This window comes from Sinobaca sp. SA16-1 (assembly GCF_059510515.1).
This window is the reverse complement of the sequence record NZ_JCAKFL010000002.1, coordinates 327,217-345,289: the sequence shown is the minus strand read 5'-3', so window position 1 is coordinate 345,289 and position 18,073 is coordinate 327,217. Positions and strand designations below refer to the sequence as shown.

Annotated in this window: 13 protein-coding genes; 12 read left to right on the top strand and 1 reads right to left on the bottom strand. The window is 46.0% G+C overall.

What is annotated here, in order from left to right:
- Positions 1 to 114: 114 nt before the first annotated feature.
- The 6 genes from AC5W2J_RS05780 to kapB all read left to right on the top strand — a co-directional run bounded on the left by AC5W2J_RS05780 (position 115) and on the right by kapB (position 8,425).
- On the top strand, positions 115 to 525 hold the full coding sequence (locus AC5W2J_RS05780; protein WP_496058538.1) for a DUF2203 domain-containing protein: 411 nt from the start codon (positions 115 to 117) through the stop codon (positions 523 to 525).
- 15 nt (positions 526 to 540) lie between these two features.
- The gene (locus tag AC5W2J_RS05775; protein ID WP_496058537.1) at positions 541 to 1,314 is read left to right on the top strand and encodes an NRDE family protein; all 774 of its coding nucleotides are present in this window, start codon (positions 541 to 543) and stop codon (positions 1,312 to 1,314) included.
- Between the two features lie 200 nt (positions 1,315 to 1,514).
- Positions 1,515 to 6,107: a glutamate synthase large subunit gene (gene gltB, locus AC5W2J_RS05770; protein ID WP_496058536.1), complete on the top strand. Its 4,593-nt coding sequence runs from the start codon at positions 1,515 to 1,517 to the stop codon at positions 6,105 to 6,107.
- A gap of 82 nt (positions 6,108 to 6,189) precedes the next feature.
- Positions 6,190 to 7,674, top strand: coding sequence for a glutamate synthase subunit beta (locus AC5W2J_RS05765; RefSeq protein WP_496058535.1), 1,485 nt, complete (start codon positions 6,190 to 6,192; stop codon positions 7,672 to 7,674).
- 127 nt (positions 7,675 to 7,801) lie between these two features.
- Positions 7,802 to 8,026, top strand: coding sequence for a hypothetical protein (locus AC5W2J_RS05760; protein WP_496058534.1), 225 nt, complete (start codon positions 7,802 to 7,804; stop codon positions 8,024 to 8,026).
- Between the two features lie 30 nt (positions 8,027 to 8,056).
- Positions 8,057 to 8,425: a sporulation phosphorelay system protein KapB gene (kapB, locus tag AC5W2J_RS05755; RefSeq protein ID WP_496058533.1), complete on the top strand. Its 369-nt coding sequence runs from the start codon at positions 8,057 to 8,059 to the stop codon at positions 8,423 to 8,425.
- On the opposite strand, the gene AC5W2J_RS05750 is transcribed toward kapB, so the two are convergent.
- On the bottom strand, positions 8,422 to 10,143 hold the full coding sequence (locus AC5W2J_RS05750) for a PucR family transcriptional regulator (protein WP_496058532.1): 1,722 nt from the start codon (positions 10,141 to 10,143) through the stop codon (positions 8,422 to 8,424). The two genes, kapB and AC5W2J_RS05750, sit on opposite strands and share 4 nt — an antisense overlap.
- Before the next feature lie 186 nt (positions 10,144 to 10,329).
- Here AC5W2J_RS05750 and AC5W2J_RS05745 point away from each other — a divergent pair, with 186 nt between their 5' ends.
- The 6 genes from AC5W2J_RS05745 to AC5W2J_RS05720 all read left to right on the top strand — a co-directional run bounded on the left by AC5W2J_RS05745 (position 10,330) and on the right by AC5W2J_RS05720 (position 18,068).
- On the top strand, positions 10,330 to 11,547 hold the full coding sequence (locus tag AC5W2J_RS05745; protein ID WP_496058531.1) for a cystathionine gamma-synthase family protein: 1,218 nt from the start codon (positions 10,330 to 10,332) through the stop codon (positions 11,545 to 11,547).
- 20 nt (positions 11,548 to 11,567) lie between these two features.
- A complete protein-coding gene (locus AC5W2J_RS05740; protein ID WP_496058530.1) occupies positions 11,568 to 12,776 on the top strand; it encodes a M20 metallopeptidase family protein in 1,209 nt (402 codons plus the stop codon).
- Positions 12,777 to 12,795: 19 nt separating this feature from the next.
- On the top strand, positions 12,796 to 13,827 hold the full coding sequence (locus tag AC5W2J_RS05735) for a homoserine dehydrogenase (RefSeq protein ID WP_496058529.1): 1,032 nt from the start codon (positions 12,796 to 12,798) through the stop codon (positions 13,825 to 13,827).
- 35 nt (positions 13,828 to 13,862) lie between these two features.
- Positions 13,863 to 15,305 (top strand): aldehyde dehydrogenase family protein, encoded by a 1,443-nt coding sequence (locus tag AC5W2J_RS05730; protein ID WP_496058528.1) that lies wholly within the window; start codon positions 13,863 to 13,865, stop codon positions 15,303 to 15,305.
- Between the two features lie 27 nt (positions 15,306 to 15,332).
- On the top strand, positions 15,333 to 16,529 hold the full coding sequence (locus AC5W2J_RS05725; RefSeq protein WP_496058527.1) for a M24 family metallopeptidase: 1,197 nt from the start codon (positions 15,333 to 15,335) through the stop codon (positions 16,527 to 16,529).
- Positions 16,530 to 16,682: 153 nt separating this feature from the next.
- Positions 16,683 to 18,068: a hypothetical protein gene (locus tag AC5W2J_RS05720; RefSeq protein ID WP_496058526.1), complete on the top strand. Its 1,386-nt coding sequence runs from the start codon at positions 16,683 to 16,685 to the stop codon at positions 18,066 to 18,068.
- Positions 18,069 to 18,073: the final 5 nt, after the last annotated feature.

The following is an 18,073-nucleotide window of genomic DNA, read 5'->3' as shown; positions in this document are numbered from 1 at the left end:
AATGACTTCCTATTTTCCTCATTATTAGATACGATTAACCTCATCGCTCGTTTCATTGGATAAACCAGTAGAAACAGATAGAAGGCGGTTTGTTATAAAAAAGGAGCGTTTAACGTGTTTTCCTATTATTTTACCCTTGAAGAAGCAAATAAAACACTGAAAGACCTGGCTGAGGAAATGCTCGCCCTGCAGAAACTGCAGCTGAAATACCGGGAACTGCTGGCCGTGCGTCTTCATCACAAGCAGGAAAGTTCTGCCGGCAGTCAGGCAGATGAAGAACAACTGTTTATGCTGGAAGCAAGAATAGATTTTTGGGAGTTTCAGTCCCGCCAGCTTATACAGCAGCTGGAGAAGCAGAGCATTTTTGTAAAAAGCATTGATCAGGGTCTCGTGGATTTTCCGGCCAAGATAGACGGCAGTCCGGTTCTTTTATGCTGGAAGCAGGGAGAAGCGGAAATTCTGCATTATCACGGCGTTTTTGAAACATATAAGAAAAGAAGAAAAGTAAACTATATAGATGAGTGATTAGGAGAGACGTACATGTGTTTATTGACAATAAGCTATAACATGAGATCAGATTATCCTTTGATCATTGCCGCCAACCGTGATGAATTTTTCGAGAGACCGACAGAGCCGCTCCATGAATGGACAGACTCTCCTATTATCGCCGGCAAAGACTTAAAGCTTGGCGGCACCTGGATGGGAGTGACAAAAGCCGGTCGTTTTGCCCTCGTCACAAATGTAAGAAATCCACTGGAACAGCCGGGGGATCTGTCGAGAGGATTTATTGTGAAGGAAGCTTTGGAAGCGGAGAATCTGGAGAGCTATTTAGAAGCGCTTCATACAAGCAGGTACCGTTACTCGGGGTATAATCTGCTCACGGGCAGCCTTGAAGAAGTGTATTATCACTCCAACCAAAGCGACCAAAAGCCTGTGCGGCTTGAAAAAGGGCTTTACGGCCTGAGTAACGCAGCGCTTGATACCCCGTGGCCGAAAGTAGAGGAATTAAAGGCAGGGGTAAGTAGAGCTGCCGCTCGTGATAAGATCAGCAGAGAAGAGCTGTTTTCCTGCCTGTCAAGCGAACGGAAGTATGAAGAGCCGGACCTTCCTGATACCGGGGTGGGAAAAGACCTGGAAAAGAACCTTTCCTCGGTTTTTATTAAAATGAAAGAATACGGAACAAGATCTCAAACTATTTTGTTAATGAATAACAAAGGCGGAGTAGAGATTACAGAACGGCTCGTAAACGAAGAGGGAAAGGCTGACGGGGATCGGTCGATTACATTTACGACAGAAAATGTTTGGCAGAAGTAGTTGTATAAATATGTAATAGCTTTTATCACTATACATTCGTTGAATAAATAAAAAATTCTGTTAAACCCCTAAAGAAAGCGTTTTCAATACTTTTTTTTCATGGGATATAATTTGCCGAAATGTCAGAAAAATGATATGCTTTTGTATATTAAATAAGAAGTAAATGAATTATATATAGTAGCAGAGGGGTGGAGAGGGCAATGACAAAGCCTGTATATTCACGGAGGGAGGGTCTTTATGACTCTCAATTTGAGCATGATAACTGTGGTATTGGTTTTCTTGCAAACATTAAAGGAAAAAGGTCGCACGATATAGTAGAAAAAGCGATGCAGATCTTAAGAAATCTTGAACATAGAGGCGGCCAGGGTGATGAGCCAAACACAGGAGACGGCGCAGGAGTACTGCTGCAGGTTCCGCATCGTTTCTTTAAAGAAGAAGCGGACTTAGAATTTTCTCTTCCTGAGGAAGGCTTTTACGGAGTAGGAATGGCCTTTCTATCCAATGATGCATCAAGACGCGAAAAGTGTGAGCAGCAGGTGGAAGATATAATCAGCCAGGAAGGTGCAGAACTTCTTGGGTGGAGAGATGTGCCGCATGATGACAGCACGCTCGGAAAAGCTGCCTTAAAAGCGATGCCGACGATCCGTCAGGTGTTTGTGAAACGTCCTGATCATATAAAAAGCAGGGAAGCGTTTGAACGGGCGCTGTATGTTATACGAAAGCGCAGCGAAGATGAAGCGCAAAACGGGCTTCAGGAAAATGATGCGTTTTATTTTGCCAGCTTTTCTTCGCGGACGATTGTCTACAAAGGCATGCTTACAACAGCACAGGTAAAGGAATTTTATCTTGATATTTCTAATCCTTCGTTTGATACAGCGGTGGCGCTTGTTCACTCGCGTTTTTCAACGAATACATTTCCAAGCTGGGAAAGAGCCCATCCGAACCGTTATTTAATTCACAACGGCGAAATCAATACAATCAAAGGAAATGTAAACTGGATGCACGCCAGAGAAGCTATTTTTCGTTCAGAAGTGTTCGAAAAAGATATTAATAAAATTCCTGTCATCGACCAAAGCGGAAGCGACTCGGCTATGTTTGACAACGCGTTTGAGTTTTTGACGCTTGCCGGCCGCAGAATGCCTCATGCAGCAATGATGATGATCCCGGAGCCATGGCAGAATGATGCTTCAATCAGCGAAGAAAGAAAAGCATTTTACCAATTCCACAGCACGCTGATGGAGCCGTGGGACGGCCCTACAGCGATAGCCTATACAGACGGCAGCCAGGTAGGAGCCTGTCTGGACCGGAATGGACTCCGTCCTGCCCGGTACTATGTAACTAAAGATGATCACATACTCATGTCTTCCGAGGTTGGCGTTCTTGATATTGAGCCGGAAGATGTACTTTATAAAGAAAGACTTCACCCCGGTCAGATGCTGCTTGTAGATATGAAAGAAGGCAGAATCATTCCGGATGAAGAGATCAAACACGAAATTGCTTCCGAAAAGCCCTACAAGCAGTGGGTAGAAGAACATATGATTGATCTGGAAGATGTATTGGAAAGCCGTGAGGTTTACAATACGGATTTCGAGCAGCTTGAAACAAAACAGCTCGCTTTCGGCTATACGTATGAAGAAATGGAAAAAATGATCAAACCGATGGCGCTCGAAGGAGCAGACCCTGTTGGCTCTATGGGATACGATTCCCCGCTGGCGGTGCTTTCTAAACGTCCGCAGCTTTTGTACAATTATTTCAAACAGCTTTTCGCCCAGGTGACCAATCCGCCTATTGATGCAATACGTGAAGAACTGGTAACGGCTGTCGGCACTTCAATTGGACGTCAGGGCAACCTGCTCCATCCGAAACCGGAAAGTGCAAGACATCTTTATTTGAAAACGCCGTTTATTAACAACGAAGAGTTAGCAAAACTTCGGTCAAATAGAACTGAAGGCTTAAGGTCCGTCACGCTTTCTATGGTATTTAAAAGCAAAAAAGGGGCAAGAGGCCTGAAACCTGCGATGGACAGGTTGTTTCATGCAGCTGACCGTGCCGTTGAGCAGGGCGCTACCATCCTTATCTTAAGCGATCGGGATGTTAACAAAAACTATGCTCCAATTCCAGCACTCCTTGCCTTGTCCGGACTGCACCATCACTTAATCCGTAACGGTCTGCGTACGCAGGTCAGTCTGGTGGTTGAATCGGCAGAACCAAGAGAAGTACACCATTTTGCCGTGCTATTGGGCTACGGTGCAGAAGCAGTGAACCCTTATCTCGTGTTCGACTCCCTTGATGGAATGGTCAGGGACGGCCTGCTCGAAGATACTTCCTACGTGGAGTCCGTTCAGACATATATTAAAGCCGTTACAAAGGGAGTTATGAAAGTACTGTCCAAAATGGGCATATCCACTATTCAGAGCTACCGCGGCGCCCAGATATTTGAGGCGATCGGTGTTGATACGCAGGTGGTGGACGACTACTTTACGTGGACACCTTCACGTATCGGAGGCGTAACGCTTGATATGATCGGTGAAGAAGTGATGATGAGGCACCGCCGTGCTTATACGGAACTTGCAGGACAGGACAAAACCCTCGATCCGGGTGATGATCTGCAATGGAGAAGAAATGGTGAACCGCATCAGTATAATCCGCATACGATCCATATGCTTCAGCATGCAACTAAACGCAAGGACTATAAGTTATTCAAGAAATATTCCGAAGCAATCGATAAGCAGGAAAAAGATCAAACGACGCTCCGGGGGCTGCTTGCTTTTAAAAAGAATGGCCTGAACCCGATCTCTATCGAAGATGTAGAGCCGGTATCCGATATTGTAAAACGATTCAAAACAGGAGCAATGTCTTTTGGGTCGATTTCGGAAGAAGCCCATGAAGCATTAGCGATTGCCATGAACCGAATTGGAGGAAAGTCCAATACAGGAGAAGGCGGGGAAAACCCGAAGCGTTTTAATCCGGAAGAAAATGGAGACTTGAAACGAAGTGCGATTAAACAGGTAGCGTCCGGAAGATTCGGCGTGACAAGTCACTATTTGGTAAATGCCGACGAAATTCAAATTAAAATAGCGCAGGGAGCCAAGCCAGGAGAAGGCGGCCAGCTTCCCGGCAATAAAGTGTACCCATGGGTAGCAGAAGTAAGAGGCACCACGGCTGGAGTAGGCCTGATTTCTCCACCGCCTCACCATGATATATATTCCATTGAAGATCTGGCGGAACTGATTCATGATTTGAAGAATGCCAATCCAGAAGCCCGGGTGAGTGTAAAGCTTGTTTCCGGAACCGGAGTAGGAACGATCGCTGCCGGTGTTGCCAAAGGCCGTGCCGATCATCTCGTAATCAGCGGATACGACGGAGGAACGGGAGCAGCTGCCAGAACAAGCCTTAAGCATACCGGCCTTCCGTGGGAAATCGGCCTGGCGGAAACCCACCAGACGCTGGTGCTTAATAACCTTCGGGACCGTATTACAGTGGAAACAGACGGAAAGCTGATGACCGGAAGAGACGTAGCTATTGCTACGCTTCTGGGCGCAGAGGAATATGCATTTTCTACGGCACCGCTTGTTGTTCTCGGCTGTATTATTATGAGAGTCTGTCACCTGGATACGTGTCCGGTCGGCGTAGCAACGCAGAACCCGGAACTTCGCAAGAAGTTTATGGGCACACCGGATGATGTAGTCAATTTTATGGAATTTGTAGCAGAAGAAATGCGTGAGATCATGGCAGAGCTTGGTTTTAAAACCATCGATGAAATGGTAGGACGCACGGACCTTCTGGAGCAGAAACAGGAAGTAGACAACTGGAAAGCAAGTACAGTTGATCTGACTAATTTATTGTATCGTCCAAGAAAGCTGGACCAGTCCAAGCATTTTGGAACAATCAAACAGGATCACTCCCTTGATGTTTCACTTGACCGCACAACGCTGATGAAAGCCGCAAAGCCAGCTCTTGACAACGGTGAGCCGGTATTCGGAGAATTTTCAATTCAGAATACGGACCGGGTAACAGGAACCATTGTCGGCAGTGAGGTTACGAAAAAGTATGGAAGTGCCGGGCTGCCGGATGATACGATCCGGTTTACCTTTAAAGGGTCCGCCGGCCAGAGCTTTGGTGCATTCGTTCCAAAAGGGATGACGCTGAACCTGATAGGCGATGCCAATGACTATATCGGAAAAGGCTTATCCGGTGGAAAGATCACTGTAGTGCCGCCCGATGAGGCTACATTCATTGCAGAGGAAAACATTATTATTGGAAACACCACCTTTTATGGAGCTACTTCCGGTGAAGCCTATGTACGTGGAATGGCGGGAGAGCGCTTTGCCGTTAGAAACAGCGGTATAAATGTCGTTGTGGAAGGCGTTGGAGACCACGGGTGCGAATATATGACCGGCGGAGTTGTCGTGAACCTGGGCACCTGCGGACGGAATTTCGCAGCTGGAATGTCCGGCGGAGTGGCGTATGCTCTTGATACAGACGGTCATTTTGAAACCCACTGCAATACAGAAATGGTGCATCTTGAAAAAGTGGAAACCGACGCAGACAAAAAGGAACTAAAGCAGATGGTGGAAAACCACCTCAAATATACAGATAGTGCCCTTGCAGAGAGTCTTCTACAGGACTGGGACAATAAAGTGAATGCATTTGTAAAAGTAATACCGCATGACTTTAAGCAGATGCTGTCGTTTATTGAAAAAGCAAAAGACAGCGGACTTGATGAGCAGGAAGCGATCATGCAGGCTTTTGATGAAAGCAAGCTCAGCAAGGCGGAAGCTGGTAAAAACTAAAAAGGCAGGATAAGGGAAGACGTTTTTCTTCCCCTGCTTTCACACATAGATTGACTAGAAAAGAATGTTTGGAGTGAAGGAAATGGGGAAACCTACAGGATTTATGGAGTATAAAAGAGAGACTCCATCAAAGAGAGACCCGCTTGCCAGAGTGAAAAACTGGCAGGAGTTTACGATTATTATGCCTGAAGAAAAAGTAGAAAAGCAGGCAGCGCGCTGTATGGACTGCGCAATCCCTTTCTGTCAGACAGGTACATCCATGCCTGGTTCCGGCGATATTGGCTGTCCTGTTTACAATCTTATTCCTGAATGGAATGATTTAGTGTACCGGGGGAAATGGAAAGAAGCATTAACAAGGCTTCATAAAACGAACAATTTTCCGGAATTCACTGGAAGAGTCTGCCCGGCACCATGCGAAGGTTCCTGTACGGTAGCTATCAACGATGATCCTGTTTCCATTAAATCGATAGAATTTCAAATTGTAGAAAAAGGCTTTAAAGAAGGATGGATTAAACCACAGATTCCTGAGAAAAGAACCGGCAAAAAAGTAGCCGTGATCGGCTCAGGGCCGGCCGGCCTATCCGCTGCCGCCCAGCTCAATAAAGCCGGCCATTCGGTGACGGTGTTCGAAAAAGATGACCGGATCGGCGGTTTACTGACATACGGTATTCCTGACGTGAAACTTCCTTTTCATATTGTTAACCGCAGGTTGAATATTATGAGAGAAGAAGGCATTGAATTTCGCACCAGCGTAGAAATTGGCAAAGATATTTCTTCAGAAGAGCTGACCAACGACTACGATTCTGTTATTTTGTGCACGGGCTCTCAAGTACACCGCGACGTCCCGGCAGAAGGAAATGATCTCAAAGGGATTCATTATGCGATGGATTTTCTACGCCAGAATACGAAATCCCTTCTTGATTCAGAGTACTCCGATAATAAATATATCAATGCGGAAAATAAAAATGTCATCGTAATCGGCGGCGGGGACACCGGAGCAGACTGCATAACAACATCTCTCCGCCACGGCTGTACGTCACTTACTCAATTTGATATTAACGTGCAAAAAGATGAGGAAAGAAAAGAAAACAATCCATGGCCGCTTTATCCAATCGTTCACAGCAAAGAAGATGCGCATAAAGAAGCAGAAGCTGTGTTTGGAGAAGATCCACGTGCGTATAAAGTGATGACAAAGAAATTTGTCGGCGATGAAAATGGGAATGTAAAAGAGCTTCATACGATTGATGTAGTAACGGAATGGAAAGACGGAGAAAAAATCCGTACAGAAATTCCAAATACAGAGCGTGTCTGGAAAGCTGAACTGATTCTTCTTGCGGTAGGGTTTACCGGACCGGAGCAGGGCATCTTAAAAGATATGAAAATAGAAACCGACAGCCGCAGCAACGTGAAGGCGGAATACGGTAAATATGTAACCAACCGTGAAGGCATATTTGCAGCCGGTGACAGCAGAAGAGGGCAGAGCCTTGTCGTCTGGGCTATTAACGAAGGCCGTGAAGCAGCCAGAGAATGCGATAGATATTTAATGGGTGCAACCAATTTAGTATAAAAGAATAACCCGGGCAGCCGGGTGTTTCTTTTAGGCATTTTATATAATTTCACAAACCATATTAAAAATGATTTTTTTGCAAAACTTTGGTAAGATGAAAAAAACACTTAAATAAACGAGGGAAATTATGAAAAAAGCATGGAAATTTCTACTTAGAATACTAGCCGTCTATGCTGCGGTGATTGTATTGATTCTGACTGCCACCATTATTACGGTTATGCTTTCCTTTGCTATTATAGTAGCAGACGAAGTGTTCGGACTAAGCAGTCTCCGTCCGTTTGCAGATGATACCTTAACTCCCTGGTCTGAAAGACTGTGGGATTGGTTTGTGCTGATAACACCCGGAGGCTGAAACATTTACTAAACAGGAGGAAAAGATACTATGGAAACAGCTATTGTTCGTGTTCCTTATAAAACAGGGGTATACATCGGAGAGAAAATAGATGAAAAAAACGATAAATCACTGATCAAAGTCCGGGAAGTTCGTAAACATCCAAAGCAGGGGGACCTGCATAATCCGAATCAGGTGGATGTAGCGATGTTTCACGAGCGTAAAGCGCTGGCGGAATTTGAAAAAGTCTGGATTCCAACTGCTATGGTTAAAGAGGCTGAGCTGTGCGGCAGCAGCTACAACGAAACATTAAAGCAGGCATACACTGCCTATTTTGAGGAATTGGAAAACAAAGAGACTCCTTTTGACAAGAAGTCTCTCGAGACACTGCAGAAAGCAGCCGAAGATTATACGTTTTAATGCAAAGACGAAAAGCCGTAGGGCGTTCCGGAACGAAGCATATGAAGTCTTACGGATAAATCAATAAGAAACAGTTCGTCAGAGTCATCCAGGCTGCAGCCGGTAAGGTTCTCAATTTTTTTCAACCGGTACAAAAGGGACTGGCGGTGAAGATTCAATGCCCGTGCCGTCTGGCTCACATTTCCTTTATGCTGATTGTAGACGACAAAAGTGTGCACGAGGTCTATTCCCCTTTCTTTTGAATACTTCCGGAGAGGAGCGATAGTAATCTCTGTAATTTCTTCAAGTTCCTCATTTTCCGTCATGGCAAATAAAGCGCGGTCAAAACGAGTGTCAGCAAATGTGCTGATAAATCCCTTCTCTTTGTGGGCATGCCCGATATCAAGCGCCGCTTTTGCTTCCTGAAAACTAACGTTAAAGCAGTAGCGTCCATACGTTTTTGCCACTCCCCAGGATACAACAGCCTGGGGGTTTTTCTGTTCAAGCCGGTATTGCAGCAGGTCAATAAAAGGATAGGCGGTTTCAATGCTTTTTTCGGTGAAAAGTTCCACAAATATGATCAATTCTTCTTTTTGGAAGGTGCTCATTGTTTTTATGTTCATAGTGCGCCCGGCATGGTACGTTTCTTCCTCAAGAACGTCCCCAATGGAGCGGAGCCAGGTAGAATAAGAATGCGACGCGTGATTGCCGTGCTTAAAAAGCTGGCTGTTGTTTTCCGGCTTTGCGATCAGGCATAAATATTCTGTATCCAGGTCATAGTTCAAAGATTTGGCCCGCGATAAAGCGTCATCGAGCGAGTCAAACGTTCCTTTAGCCAGGCTCCATACAAAATCATCCTTTAAGCGAAGCTCGGTTTCCAGTGCCGTCTGGTCATGCAGAAAACATAAAGCAGACGTTGTCGCTGCATGTTCTAAAAGAATGAGGTGGTCAAGCAGTTCTTTTTCCGCTTTTATTCCTTTACTAGGCCACTGAATTAAAATAAACCCCTGAATTTCCCGTGCTGTCTGCACTGTCAGCTGCAGGATGCTGGATTGGCTGGTGCTGATCCAATGCATGTTGCTTGGAAGGGTCTTTGCGTCCACGCCGTCTTCATAGGAGTAGGAAAGAGGATCTCCCTGGTTAAGAAGATAATCGTTCCAAAGCAATTTAAGCCTTTCGGCATTTCGTGTCTGGTGTTTCAAACGGCCGCGGCGGTCTGTCACAATGACCGGCATCTCCAGCTGCTGCTGAAGATAAAAGGTGATTTCACCAAGCCCCTCTCCGCGAAGGACGATCTCCAGCAGTTCTTTTCGAATGCCGTCGGATCGCTTCACAGCGTCCCGTTCTTCCTGGTTTAAAGCAGAAGAGATCTGCTGGGTTACTTCGCTGAACCGTACGTCCCAGGGAAGTTGAACAAGAGGGAACTTCTGTTCACTGCAGTAGGAAATTACAGATTCCGGCAGCTGTGGTATGTAATGGCCTATCGACACTACCAGCGCGGCCGCCCCGGCCTCCCTTACTTCCTGCACAAAAGTAAGCAGGCTGTTTATATGGTCTTTGTAGCCGATACCGGTCGTCAGCACGACCTCATTTTTACGGACAAAATCTTCTACAGGGGCTTCAATAATTGATACCCATTCTACTTGGTTTTGTTTGCTTGCTTCATAAGCTGTAAGCAGGAGTGATTGATCCATCACTGGAAGATCCATTACATCTTTTACGGTAAACAAAGGTATCACCCCACTTTTTTCTACAGTGTATTCTATTGCATTTATTGTAGCATATGTTTATGGGAGATAATCTATTATCCAACTTGTCAAACGCTTAGTCAGAAACTTCATACAATTTGATGAATGGATTATAATAAATCTTTCTATACAATAAAGGTAGACAGGAAATTGTATACGAATAAGGAGTGGTTTAAAATGACAGAATTTAAAGATAACAACGTAAAAGCCTCAACAAAATCAGTATGGGCAGGCGAAAAGGAATACCGTGCTTTTGGGGCATCCCAGGTTCCTGTAGTACACAGCGTGGCTTATACGTATGATGATTTAGACCACTGGTATGATGTAGCAATCGGTAAAACAAAAGGCCATATCTATGGTAGAAACACGAATCCAACCGTTGAGTCCTTTGAAAAAAAAGTGCAGGAGCTTGAAGGAGCAGAAGCGGCAACCAGCTTTTCAACAGGAATGGCTGCCATCAGCAACTCCCTTGCTACGTTTCTGCGCCCGGGAGACCGTGTTGTTTCTGTTAAAGATACGTACGGCGGGACAAATAAGATTTTCAGCGAATTCCTGCCGCAGATGAATATAGATGTTATGCTCTGTGAAACGGGCAACGAGGCCCAGATTGAAGAAGAAGTAAATAAAGGCTGCGAAGTCCTTTATTTAGAAACACCGACCAATCCAACCGTTAAAATTACAGATATTGAAAAGATGGTTAAAATCGGGCACGATGCCGGAGCGCTTGTTTTTGTAGATAATACGTTTGCCACCCCTATTAACCAAAATCCTTTGGAATACGGAGTGGATCTGGTTCTTCACAGTGCTACGAAGTTTCTTGGAGGCCACGCCGATGCTCTTGGAGGCGTAATCTGTGGAAGCAAAGAGCTTGTTGAACAGGTGTACCATTATCGTGAAATCAATGGGGCGACAATGGATCCGATGGCTGCCTATCTTATGATCCGCGGCATGAAGACTCTTCATCTCCGTGTAAGGCAGCAGTGCGAATCCGCTATGAAAATTGCAACGTTTCTTAAAAATCATGATCAAATAGACGAAGTATTTTATCCGGGACTTGAAGATCACCCAGGCCACGACATCGCTAAAAGGCAGATGAAAGATTTCGGAGGGATGTTCAGCTTTTCTATGAAAGGCGGACTGGAGGCAGTAAAGCTGTTTCTTCCTAAATTGGAACTGGCCAATAGAGCAGCAAACCTCGGTTCAGTCGAAACGACGGTAGGCCCGGCCAGAACCACGAGCCATGTGGAAAACACGCCGGAAGAAAGAGCGGCACTGGGTATCCCGGAAAGCCTCGTACGTTATTCTGCAGGTATTGAAGATACCGATGACCTGATCAGAGATTTAAACCAGGCCCTGGCGTGTCTGCCGGAGCCGGTTGCAGCCAAAAGCTATTAAAAGAAAGGTTGACTAGATGCATGGACTCCAGCCACCACATTTATACTCAGGCAAAAGCTATGACAGAGCAGCTTACTTCCTGGAGAAGAGAGCTTCATCAATACCCGGAGCTCAGCTTTCAGGAAACAAACACATCCGCTTTTATTGCTGAAAAGCTGGAGGAAATCCGAGGAATGACCGTATTAAAAGGCAAAAAAGACACCGGGGTTGAAACCGGTGTCGTTGGAATTCTGAAGCGGGGGACAGGTCCGGTTACCGCCCTGCGCGCAGACATTGACGCGCTGCCTATAACAGAAGAAAATGACCATCACTACGTTTCCCAAAATGAAGGAGTGATGCACGCCTGCGGCCATGATGCTCATGCCGCTATGCTGCTGGGTGCAGCACGACTTGCTGCTGAAAATATAGAGCACGCAGCCGGAACGATTAAATTTATTTTTCAGCCTGCCGAGGAAGATACGGACCGGGCCGGCAAAACGGGAGCGTCTTATATGCTGGAAAGCGGGATCTATGATGATGTGGACCAGGCTTATGCGCTCCATATAGACCCGGAACATCCTCTGGGGAGCGTCAGACTTCATGAAGGCGCGAGTATGGCAAGCGTGGATACTTTTGAAGCAGTTATTGAAGGAACAGGCGGGCACGGCGCCTATCCACATCTGGGAACTGATCCGACGTGGATGCTTTCGTTTCTCCTGCAGGCCATTCAAGGAGTAAGTTCCCGGCGGATTTCTCCGCTTGAACCTGCCGTAATAAGTATTGGGGAAATTAAAGCAGGGTCCAGCTACAATGTAATTCCAGACAAAGTGTATATACGAGGCACAATGCGCAGCTATTACGAAAGCACACGCAGCCGGATGGAGCGGGAATTAAAACAGGCATTTAATGTTATTGATTCGCTCGGCGGAACGTACACGCTCTCTACCCACCGCGGGGAACCGGCTTTATTAAATGACCGGAAGACGGTGCAGTTTCTAGATGATACTGTAGCAGACCTGTTTCCTGAAATGACTATTCTGCAGGAGCCATACGGGCTGGGGGGAGAAGATTTTGCCCACGTGGCGAAAGAAGTGCCGGCGGCTATGATGTTTATTGGAGCCGGAATACCCGGGCGCAGCCACAGTGGGCTTCACATGCCGCTGTTTGATTTCGAAGAGGCAGTGCTTCCAGTCGGCGCAGCTATACTAGTAAATGCAGCCCTTCGTCACAGCAAAAGAAGTAATACGTAAACCGAAAAGGAGAGAGCGTATGGCACATAAGCTTGCATTTATTGGATTTGGAGGAGTAGGGCAGGGACTAGCCTCTATTCTCATCGATAAAAAAGAAAAACTAAAAGAGCAGTACGGTACCGATTTTCAAGTGGTCTCTATCTCCGATTTGTACAAAGGGTCCATTCATGACCCGGACGGACTTGATCTCGAGAAGGTGCTTGATTCTCTGAAACAGCACAAAACGCTGGAAGGCTATCCGGAAAGCAGCGGGCTGGTACGAGGCTGGGACAGTATCGAAACGATAGAAAAATCAAATGCCGATACGATGATCGAAATTACGTTTACGGATGTAAATACCGGACAGCCGGCGATTGACCACTGTAAAAAAGCGTTCGAAGCCGGGAAAAATGCTGTATTGACCAACAAAGGACCGGTAGCCCTTGCGGTAAAAGAACTGCAGGCACTGGCTTCTGAAAAAGGCGTAGCGTTCCTTTTTGAGGGAACGGTGATGAGCGGGACACCGGCTATACGCATGCCGCTGACTTCTCTGGCAGGCAACGATATCAGGGAAATCAAGGGCATCTTTAACGGCACTACAAACTATATGCTGATGAGGATGGACCAGGGGCTTGAGTTCGAGGAAGCGTTAAAAGAAGCGCAGGATAAAGGCTTTGCGGAAGCAGATCCGACGAATGACATCGAAGGATACGACGTCATGTACAAGATGGTGATTATGGCTAATGTCGTAATGGGAGCCTCTATTACAAAAGAAGAAGTGTCCAGAAGCGGCATTACCAGCCTTACACCTGCTGATATGAAAGAAGCGAAAGAAAACGGGGAAACCTGGAAGCTGATAGGCAAAGTAGTCCAGGAAGAGGGCAGGGTAACTGCCTCCGTTGCACCGGAACGTTTAAAGCTCGATGATCCGCTTGCCGGAATTAACGGCGCGCTGAATGCGGTAACGTACGAATGCGATTTATCGGGACCTGTGACGCTGATTGGTGCGGGGGCAGGTATACCGGAAACCGGTTTTGCCCTGCTGATAGACCTGCTGAACATGAAAAAATAATCTATTTAACAGTACGAGAAAGGTGGAGAAGCAATATGGCGACGAAAACAGCTGGAAGAAAAATGCTTTTAGGCGGAGAATGGGTGGATCGTGAAGATCGTATTCCTGTATATGACCCTGAAAATGGAGAGCAGATTGATTCCGTGCCGGCGGCTGCAAAGGAAGACATGGAATATGCTATTCAAGTGGCTGAAGAAGGAGCCGCTATTGCAGAATCCCTTACTGTACGGGAAAGAATGGATATTTTAAATAAAGCAGCAGCTTATATTGATGAGCGCAGGGAAGAATTTGCAGAAACGATAGCCAAAGAAGGCAGTAAAACAATTAATGAAGCGCGCGGGGAAGCAAAACGTGCCGCTGAAACGCTTCGACTTGGTGCAGAAGAGGCAAGGCGCTTAACAGGGGAATCAATTAATTTTGATCAAATGCCCGGAAATGAAAACCGGATGGGCTATTATTATCACTTTCCGGTAGGTATTATTGCTGCAATTACGCCGTTTAACGACCCGTTAAACCTTGTAGCCCACAAAGTGAGCCCGGGTATTGCTGCGGGTAACGCCATCATTGTAAAGCCGGCTACTGAGACACCGCTGAGCGCTCTAAAGCTCGCAGAAGCACTAATGCATGCCGGGCTTCCTAAAAAGGTTCTTACCGTTATTACAGGAAGAGGCAGGGACATTGGAGACACGCTTGTAGAGAGCAGTAAAGTAAACATGATCAGCTTTACCGGCGGACTGGAAACAGGAGAAGCCATTGCAAAAAAAGCCGGTCTTAAAAAATTATCCATGGAACTTGGTTCAAACTCACCGGCCATCGTTATGGCGGATACAGATTTGAAAAAAGCAGCGGCTTCTCTTACATCCGGAGCGTTTGCCGCTTCCGGGCAGAACTGCCTCGGCGTGCAGCGGATATTTATCGAATCCAGCGTATATGATGAATTTAAAAAGCACATGACTAAAGCAGTAAGCTCGGTGAAATTAGGCAGAAAGCTATCTGAAGACACGGACATGGGCCCGCTGATTAATGAAAAAGAAGCCAAGCGGGTGCAGGAATGGGTGGAGGACGCACTCGATGCCGGAGGAAACATACTAGCCGGAGGAAAGCGCGAAGGTGCCCTTTATCATCCAACCCTTCTTGAAAATGTGCCGGAAGATGCGACCATTGTAAAAGAAGAAGTATTCGGTCCGGTTGTGATGATTTTCCCAGTGGACTCGCTTGATGAGGCGATCACACGATCCAATCAGGTGAACTACGGCCTGCAGGCAGGCATTTTCACTAAAAATATTGATGCTGCGATGAAGGCTGCACGCAGGCTGCACGTCGGCGGCGTTATGATAAATGACAGCAGTGATTTTCGTATCGATGCGATGCCTTTCGGCGGAGTGAAAGGTTCGGGTCTCGGCCGTGAAGGAGTAGCCTTTGCGATTGAGGAAATGTCGGAAAAGCGGATTATTTGTTTTAAGTTGGAAGATTTTTAAAAAAATCGGCTGCGAAGGAGTGGAGAAATGTTTCCTCTTGATGAATATAAAGTTCGGATGAACCATACAAAGCAAAAAATGATGGAATATGGAATAGAAGTGCTGCTCGTTTCCAACCCGTCTAACATGTACTATTTAACGGGATATAACGCCTGGTCGTTTTACGTACACCAAATACTGGTCGTTATGATAGACGAAGAGCAGCCTATCTGGATAGGCAGGGAAATGGATGCGCACAGCGCAAAAGTGACCACTTGGCTTGACGAGAATCATATTATTCCTTATCCGGATGAGTTTGTGCAGTCTTCTATTAAGCATCCAATGGATTTTGTAGCAAATATTCTTATTGAGATTGGTCAGGGGTCCAGGAAGATCGGTTTGGAGATGGACTCGTTTTACTTCACGGCAATGTGCTATGAGCGTATTACAACCCAGCTCCCCGATGCCGAATTCAGAAACTATAATACACTCGTTAACTGGGTGCGTTTAATTAAATCAGATCTGGAAATAGAATATATGAGACGGGCTGCAAGAATTCTGGAAAATGCAATGGCGGCAGCCTATGAAACGGCAGATGTAGGAGTAAGGGAAAATGATGTAGCAGCGGCCATCACCGCAGCACAGATACGGGGTACAGCTGAATACGGCGGCGACTACACGTCGATTGTACCGATGATCCCAACGAGTGAAAATACGGCAAGCCCTCATTTAACGTGGACAGACCGTCGTTACGTAGAGGGAGACTATCTAACAATTGAAATAGCCGGCGCCTATAAGCGCTATCATACGCCGATGTCGAGAACGATGGCCATCGGCCATGCACCGGATAAAGTAACGGAACTCTCCAAAGTCGTTCAGGAGGGCATTGAAACAACTCTTGATGCCATTCAGCCTGGAATGACCGCAGAAGAAGTAGAAGCGGTCTGGAGCCGTACGATTGCAAAGCGCGGCTATTACAAAGAGTCCCGGCTCGGGTATTCTATTGGACTAAGCTATCCACCGGACTGGGGCGAGCATACCGTCAGCTTCAGAAAAGGTGACAAAACGATTTTGCAGCCGAATATGACGTTTCATTTAATGCCAGGCATCTGGCTTGATAATTACGGCGTCGAGATTACCGAGTCTATTCTTATTACGGAAAATGGATGTGAAACGTTCGCAGACGTTCCAAGGCCGCTTTACGTAAAAGAAGCAAATTCGAGTAAAAGCAAACAGCTTTTCTAACGATAAGAAACGAAGTGAAAGCCCCCGGCTGTATTCAACCGGAGGCTTTTTCTCTGGGCAGGAGTGCTTTGCAAACCCCGACGGAGGTGGTACGATGAAAATATTGTTTTAAAATGGACTCTACTACAAGCATTGGGCGGGATGTGAAAACTCATGCAGCATATATCAATATTGGAACGGTTACTGGGCTATATTACCTTTCTGGCGGTCTTGTTTTATTTAGCTGATGAGATATTTTCCATGCCGGGTGCTGTGTATACATACAGCACGGCTGCTGGGGTACTGCTTTTATTTTCTCTTTCGAAAATGGATCGGTTTACGAGAAGTATTATTATTTTGCTGCTCGGCAGCGGGTTCTGGATGTTTATATTCTATCGGGAAACGTTTTCTCTTATGCTCTTTAGTTTAGGAGAAAACATGAACCTGCTTGCTTTGTTTATCCTCGTTCCGCTTTTTGGGGTGTTTATGAGCAGGGCCGGCTTTTTAAAAGCGCTGCAGCATGCCCTGCAGAAAAGAGAACAAAAACACCGGTCCAGGCCCTATCTGTTTGGATATGTGTTAACAGCCGGAATGGGATCATTATTAAACCTTGGTTCGATGCCGCTTGTACATAAAATTGGTTCTGAGAGTTTTACCGCCTTCGAGAATAAACGTTTCGGCCTGCTGATTATTAGGGGTTTTGGATTTTGCATGCTCTGGTCCCCTTATTTTGTTAATGTAGCACTGATTCTGGTACTATACGATTTATCGTGGACAGACATTGGAGGCTACGGCTTGATCATGGCCGTCTTTTATAGTGTGATTGTAGCCTTGTTTTTCCCGTCTTCTGCATTTGCTGATCCGGATGAACGGGTAAACCGCACGGAAAACAAAGAGCCGGTTTTTCTGCAAAGGCAGCTTGGGCTGTTCTTACTATTTGTTGTTCTTTTGCTTCTCCTATCCTTTACAATGGAAATGATCCTGCCGTTCGGGATGCTGACGGTCGTTGTTTTATTGGGATTGATCTATCCTTTAATCTGGGCAGCGGTGCTTCATATGTTCCGGAGATATATTATAAGTGCCCATGAGCAGGTAAGCTGGAGTTTTAAACGATTATATAATGAACTTGGTATTTTTATTACAGCTGGTTTTTTTGGAGAGGCGTTATCTTTGAGTCCGGCTGGGGACGTGCTGACCCGTGTATTAATTGATTGGTCGGGGGGAGCGGTGCCGGTTCTTGCTGCCTTGTTAATGGCAATGGCTATGGGATTGGCCTTTATAGGAATTCATCCTGTTATTATTGTTATTGGGATAGGAGGCTCGCTTGATCCGGCTTTGTTTGGCGTGACGCCTTCGTTTATGGGGATGCTGATGCTGGCCGCATGGATGCTGGCGACGCAGTTTTCTCCTTTTTCCGGTTCGGTTCTTATGGCGTCTAATCTCATGAATGTGCCTGCCTGGAAACTGATTAAAAAAAACACCCCTTTTTTAGTAACGGTGTATGTTGTTTTTATCTTTTTATTAAGCGGGCTTCACTGGTTTCAAAGCATAGGAGTATAAAGGGG

Coding starts and splice junctions, on each gene's coding strand:
- AC5W2J_RS05775 (WP_496058537.1), top strand. CDS start 541: ATGTGTTTATTGACAATAAGCTATAACATGAGATCAGATTATCCTTTG.
- gltB (WP_496058536.1), top strand. CDS start 1,515: ATGACAAAGCCTGTATATTCACGGAGGGAGGGTCTTTATGACTCTCAA.
- AC5W2J_RS05765 (WP_496058535.1), top strand. CDS start 6,190: ATGGGGAAACCTACAGGATTTATGGAGTATAAAAGAGAGACTCCATCA.
- AC5W2J_RS05760 (WP_496058534.1), top strand. CDS start 7,802: ATGAAAAAAGCATGGAAATTTCTACTTAGAATACTAGCCGTCTATGCT.
- kapB (WP_496058533.1), top strand. CDS start 8,057: ATGGAAACAGCTATTGTTCGTGTTCCTTATAAAACAGGGGTATACATC.
- AC5W2J_RS05745 (WP_496058531.1), top strand. CDS start 10,330: ATGACAGAATTTAAAGATAACAACGTAAAAGCCTCAACAAAATCAGTA.
- AC5W2J_RS05740 (WP_496058530.1), top strand. CDS start 11,568: ATGGACTCCAGCCACCACATTTATACTCAGGCAAAAGCTATGACAGAG.
- AC5W2J_RS05735 (WP_496058529.1), top strand. CDS start 12,796: ATGGCACATAAGCTTGCATTTATTGGATTTGGAGGAGTAGGGCAGGGA.
- AC5W2J_RS05730 (WP_496058528.1), top strand. CDS start 13,863: ATGGCGACGAAAACAGCTGGAAGAAAAATGCTTTTAGGCGGAGAATGG.
- AC5W2J_RS05725 (WP_496058527.1), top strand. CDS start 15,333: ATGTTTCCTCTTGATGAATATAAAGTTCGGATGAACCATACAAAGCAA.
- AC5W2J_RS05720 (WP_496058526.1), top strand. CDS start 16,683: ATGCAGCATATATCAATATTGGAACGGTTACTGGGCTATATTACCTTT.